5 protein-coding genes are annotated in these 4,887 nt (G+C 73.0%); 2 read left to right on the top strand and 3 right to left on the bottom strand.

The window, feature by feature from the left end:
• Positions 1–29: 29 nt before the first annotated feature.
• From hisS to WMI84_RS16890, 3 genes are read right to left on the bottom strand one after another with little or no spacing between them, the layout of a single operon-like run.
• Positions 30–1,364 (bottom strand): histidine--tRNA ligase, encoded by a 1,335-nt coding sequence (hisS, locus tag WMI84_RS16900; RefSeq protein ID WP_347354943.1) that lies wholly within the window; start codon positions 1,362–1,364, stop codon positions 30–32.
• Positions 1,361–2,062 carry an MBL fold metallo-hydrolase gene (locus tag WMI84_RS16895; protein WP_347354942.1) on the bottom strand — a complete coding sequence of 234 codons (702 nt, stop codon included), beginning with the start codon at positions 2,060–2,062 and terminating at the stop codon, positions 1,361–1,363. Before WMI84_RS16895 ends, hisS begins: the two co-directional genes overlap by 4 nt.
• Positions 2,063–2,065: 3 nt before the next feature.
• The gene (locus WMI84_RS16890) at positions 2,066–2,419 is read right to left on the bottom strand and encodes a VOC family protein (protein ID WP_347354941.1); all 354 of its coding nucleotides are present in this window, start codon (positions 2,417–2,419) and stop codon (positions 2,066–2,068) included.
• Positions 2,420–2,560: 141 nt separating this feature from the next.
• On the opposite strand from WMI84_RS16890, the gene WMI84_RS16885 reads away from it, so the two are divergent.
• Together WMI84_RS16885 and WMI84_RS16880 are read left to right on the top strand one after the other, a co-directional pair.
• The gene (locus tag WMI84_RS16885; RefSeq protein WP_347354940.1) at positions 2,561–3,388 is read left to right on the top strand and encodes a peptidylprolyl isomerase; all 828 of its coding nucleotides are present in this window, start codon (positions 2,561–2,563) and stop codon (positions 3,386–3,388) included.
• A complete protein-coding gene (locus WMI84_RS16880) occupies positions 3,385–4,818 on the top strand; it encodes a DUF349 domain-containing protein (RefSeq protein ID WP_347354939.1) in 1,434 nt (477 codons plus the stop codon). Before WMI84_RS16885 ends, WMI84_RS16880 begins: the two co-directional genes overlap by 4 nt.
• The last annotated feature ends 69 nt before the right edge of the window (positions 4,819–4,887 follow it).

Below are 4,887 nucleotides of genomic sequence, written 5' to 3'. Positions count from 1 at the left end.
GGCGGGCGCCCGCGCGACGGGGGCGGGGGTCAGGTGCGCCGGCGCACCGCGGGGTGCAGGTCCTCCGCGGGCGGGGCCCAGGCCGCCGCGTCGGCGGGCACCTGTTCGCCGGAGCGGATGTCCTTGACCTCGTCTCCGGCCGGCCCGGCTGCCGGGAACCACACGTACGGGATGCCCCGGCGCTCGGCGTAGCGGATCTGCTTGCCGAACCGCGCGGCCGACGGGGCGACCTCGCAGGCGATCCCCCGGGCCCGCAGGGCGGTGGCCACCGCGACCGCGGCGTCCCGGGAGTCGTCGTCCTTCAGGGCGACCAGGACCGCGGCCGGGGTGGAGCGGTCGGCGGTGACGAGCCCGCGACCGACGAGCAGCCCGAGGATGCGGGTCACCCCGATCGAGATGCCGACCCCGGGGTAGGTGTGCCGGCCGTCGGAGGCCAGCGCGTCGTAGCGGCCGCCGGAGCAGAACGAGCCCCAGTCCTCGTGGCCGACCAGCTGGGTCTCGTAGACCGTGCCTGTGTAGTAGTCGAGGCCGCGGGCGATTCGCAGGTCGGCCACGACGCGTCCGGGCGCGTGGGCCCGGCCGGTGCGGATGACGCGGGCCAGCGACTCGAGGCCTTCGTCCAGCTGGGGGTGGCTCACCCCGAGCTCGCGGACGCGGTCGACGAAGGACAGGTCCGCGGTGCGGATCCGCGCCAGCGCCAGGCACTGCGCGGCCTGCTCCCGGGTGGCGCCCGACCCGACGAGCAGCTCGGCGACCCGGTCCGGGCCGATCTTGTCCAGCTTGTCGACGATCCGGAGGGTCCCGACGACGTCGGTCAGGCCGATGCCCTGGTAGAAGCCGCCCGGGATCTTGCGGTTGTTGACCTGGATGACGAACTCGCCCACCGGAAACCGGGCGAACACGTCGGCGATGACCAGCGGCATCTCCGCCTCGAAGTGCGGGGACAGCTCGCCGACGTCGACCACGTCGATGTCGGCCTGGGTGAACTCGCGGTAGCGCCCCTCCTGGGGTCGCTCGCCGCGCCAGGCCTTCTGGATCTGGTAGCGCCGGAACGGGAAGTGCAGCCTGCCGGCGTTCTCGAGCACGTAGCGGGCGAAGGGCACCGTCAGGTCGAAGTGCAGCCCCCACTTGGTCTCCTCGTCGTCTCCGGCGAGCCGGGAGACGCCGTAGATCTCCTTGTCGGCGTCGCCCCCCTTGCCGGTGAGGCGCTCGACCGGCTCGATGGAGCGCGTCTCGACCGAGGCGAAGCCGTGCAGCTCGAAGGTCTCCCGGATGACGTCGAGGAAGCGCTGCTCGACGATCCGCTCGGCGGGCAGGTACTCGGGGAACCCGCTGATCGGGGTGATCCTGGCTGGCGTGCTCACGCGGGCAAGTGTTGCAGGTACGGGTTGCTCCCCCGTTCGCGGGCCATCGTCGTGGCGGGCCCATGTCCGGGCAGCACGAGCGTCGTGTCGGCCAGCGGCAGGACGACGTCGCGCAGGCTGCGCTGCATGGCCGCGTGGTCGCCCCCGGGCAGGTCGGTCCGGCCGATGGACCCGGCGAACAGGACGTCGCCGGACAGCGTCGTGCGGTCGACCTCGACGTCGGCGCGCACCCCGTCGGGCACCTCCGTCGTGCCGAAGAGCACCGAGCCCTCGGTGTGGCCCGGTGCGTGTCGGACCTCGAACTCCAGGCCGGCCAGCGTGAGGCGGGTCCGGTCGCCGATCTCGACGACGGTGGCTGGCTCGGCCCAGGTGGCCTTGCGACCGAACTGCTGCTCGAGCATGGCGATCAGGGCGGGGTGGGTGCCGGCGAGCGGGTCGCGCAGCCGGTAGCGGTCGGCCGAGTGGATGTATGCCGCCGTGTCGGCGCCGCACACCGGCGTGACCGCCCACACGTGGTCGACGTGGCCGTGCGTGAGCAGGACCGCGGCCGGACGGAGCCGGTGCGTGGCCAGCACCTCCTCCAGCCGCTGCTCGACGCCCACTCCCGGGTCGACCACGACGCACTCCTGCCCGGCGCCCGGCGCCAGGACGTAGCAGTTGGTCTCGAACGCCTGGGCGGGGAAGGCGACCGTCAGCACGGGTCAGCGGCTCAGCGGGCTGTAGAACACCAGGCCGTTGCCCATGTTGTCGTAGCAGACGGCGCGCCGCTCATGGGCGTCGTCGTACGGGCCCTTGACGATCGCGCCGCCGGTCTGCTCGATGCGCTGCGCCGCGGCGTCTACGTCGGCGGTCCGGATGCCGACCACCACCCGACCGTGGATCGGGTGGTCCACCCGCGTCGCGAGCGCCAGGGTCACCGACCCGCCGTCGAGGGCCGCGAAGTGCGACTCGTCGCGGAACTTCAGGGGCATCCCGAGGGTCTCGGAGTAGAACTTGATCGACTCGTCCAGGTCGTCCGTCGACAGGACGACCATGCGCACTTCGTGCTCGGCCACGGCTGACTTCCTTTCGCCAGCGGCCATGCTAGTTCGTTCCGGGCGGGCCGGGCGGCGTGTCGGCGGCGCCGTGCAGTCACCGGGCCGTGTCCCTAAAATGACCGGAGCCCGGCAAGTCGGTGGCCCGCCAAGGAGAGGTCCGTGACCAAACAGCAGGAGCGCGCCCGCGCGCGACGCCGTCAGGCGGCGCAGCAGCGGGGCACCCAGCAGGTGGTGAGCGAGAGCACCAAGGACAAGCGTCTCTTCGGCGTCATCCTCGCGGTCATCCTCGTCGTGGCCGCCGCCGTCGCCGTGCCGCACCTGCTGCCCGATGCCGACACGAGCCCCGCCGCGACGCCGAAACCGGCAGCGACGACCGCGGGCCTGCAGCCGGGACAGGAGCTGGCCGCCGGGTGCCAGCAGCCACCGGCCCTGCAGCAGACCCCGAAGAGCTTCGCCACGGTGCCGGACAAGAAGACCGCGGCCGGCCGCACGTTCCTCGCGACCGTCACGACCACCTGCGGTGACCTGACCCTCGAGCTGGACGGGACGAAGGCGCCGCAGGCCGTCGCCTCGTTCGTCTTCCTGGCCAAGCAGGGCTACTGGGCCCCGAGCCCCTGCCACCGGGTGACGAGCGCGGGCATCTTCGTCCTGCAGTGCGGCGACCCCACCGGCACCGGCTCCGGAGGCCCTGGCTACGGCTTCGGCGTCGAGAACGCCCCGAAGGACGGCGTCTACCCGGCCGGCACGCTGGCGATGGCCCGCACGTCCGACCCGAAGAGCAACGGCGGGCAGTTCTTCATCGCCTACGAGAAGACGAAGCTGCCTACGAGCGGTGGCGGCTACACGATCTTCGGACGGGTGACCGGAGGTCTGGACATCGTCAAGAAGATCGCCTCGCACAAGGCGCTGCCGCCGAACCCGAACGATGGCACCCCGGTCTCCCCCATCAGCATCCTCAGCGTCAAGGTGACGGAGAAGAAGGCATGACTGACACGACGAACCAGCCCGAGCAGCCGGAGCAGGGCTCGGCCGCGCCCGAGGGCGACGCGCCGCCCGTGCCCAAGCCCAGCGGCATACCGAAGCCGAGCGCCATCCCCACGCCCGCATCGCTGGCGCGGCCGGCAACGCCCCGGCCGACGCCCCCGATGGCCGGCGAGGACCACTCCGCGGCGGCGGCCTTCGGCCGGGTCGACGAGAACGGGATCGTGCACGTGCGCACGAAGGAGGGTGAGCGCGAGGTCGGCAGCTTCCCGGGTGCCAGCCCGGCCGAGGCGCTGACCTACTTCGCCCGCAAGTACGACGAGCTCTACGCCTCCGCGGTCCTGCTCGAGCAGCGGCTGGCCAAGCCGGAGGTGCCGGCCAAGGACGTGGGCGACGCCCTGAAGATCCTGGCCGAGCAGGTTGAGGGGGCCGCCGTCGTCGGCGACCTCGACGCGCTGCACGCCAAGCTCGACGAGATCCAGTCCGGCATCGCCCGCAAGCGCGGTCTCGAGCAGGAGGCCCGCGCGGCAGCCCGGGCGCAGGCCAGGACCGAGCGTGAGGCGATCGTCGCGGCGGCCGAGGCCATCGCCGACCAGCCGGAGAACAAGATCCAGTGGAAGCAGAGCGGGGCCCGAATGCGGGAGCTGCTCGACGAGTGGAAGCAGCACCAGCGCTCGTCGACGCGGCTGGACCGCGACGCGGAGACGGCGCTGTGGCAGCGCTTCAGCGTGGCCCGCAACCGCTTCGACAAGGCCCGGCGCGCGCACTTCGCGGGCCTCGACGCCGCGCACGCGGAGGCGAAGGCGGCCAAGGAGCGACTGGTCGAGGAGGCGGAGCGGCTCGCGGCGAGCACCGAGTGGTCGGCGACGGCCGGGGCGTACAAGCGGCTCATGGACGAGTGGCGTCGGGCCGGCCGGGCGAGCCGGTCCGACGACGACCAGCTGTGGGCCAGGTTCAAGGCGGCCCAGGACGCGTTCTTCGGGGCCAAGGACCAGGTGGTGGCCGCCGAGGAGGAGCGCTTCCAGGAGAACCTGGCCGTCAAGGAGGGCCTGCTGAAGGAGGCCGAGGCGCTGCTGCCGGTGGCCGACCTCGAGCAGGCCAAGGCGGCGCTGCGCTCGGTCCAGGACCGGTGGGAGGCGGCGGGCAAGGTGCCGCGCGCCGACGTGGACCGGCTCGAGAAGGCCCTGCGCCGGGTCGAGCAGGCGGTGCGCGATACCGACGAGAAGCGCTGGCGGTCCTCCAACCCCGAGGTTGCGGCCCGGGCGCAGGGCATGGTCGACCAGCTCGAGCGGGCGGTGGCCGACCTGGAGGCCGACCTGGACACGGCCCGGTCCGCGGGCAACGAGAGTACGATCCGCAAGGCCCAGGAGGCCCTCGAGGCCCGCCGGGCCTGGCTGGAGCAGGCCAGGAGCGCGGCGAGCGAGTTCGGCGGCTGAGCCAAGGCGCGAGGATCGACCGAGCGCCAGCGAGGGAGGACCGGAGCGCCGGTTCGGCTCGGCCGCCAG

It is taken from the genome of Intrasporangium sp. (assembly GCF_039812505.1).
GTDB lineage: Bacteria > Actinomycetota > Actinomycetes > Actinomycetales > Dermatophilaceae > Intrasporangium_A.
This window is presented reverse-complemented; position numbering and strand designations above follow the sequence as displayed.

Excerpts from the sequence above, each read along its gene's own strand:
- WMI84_RS16880 (WP_347354939.1), top strand. The coding sequence starts at position 3,385 with ATGACTGACACGACGAACCAGCCCGAGCAGCCGGAGCAGGGCTCGGCC.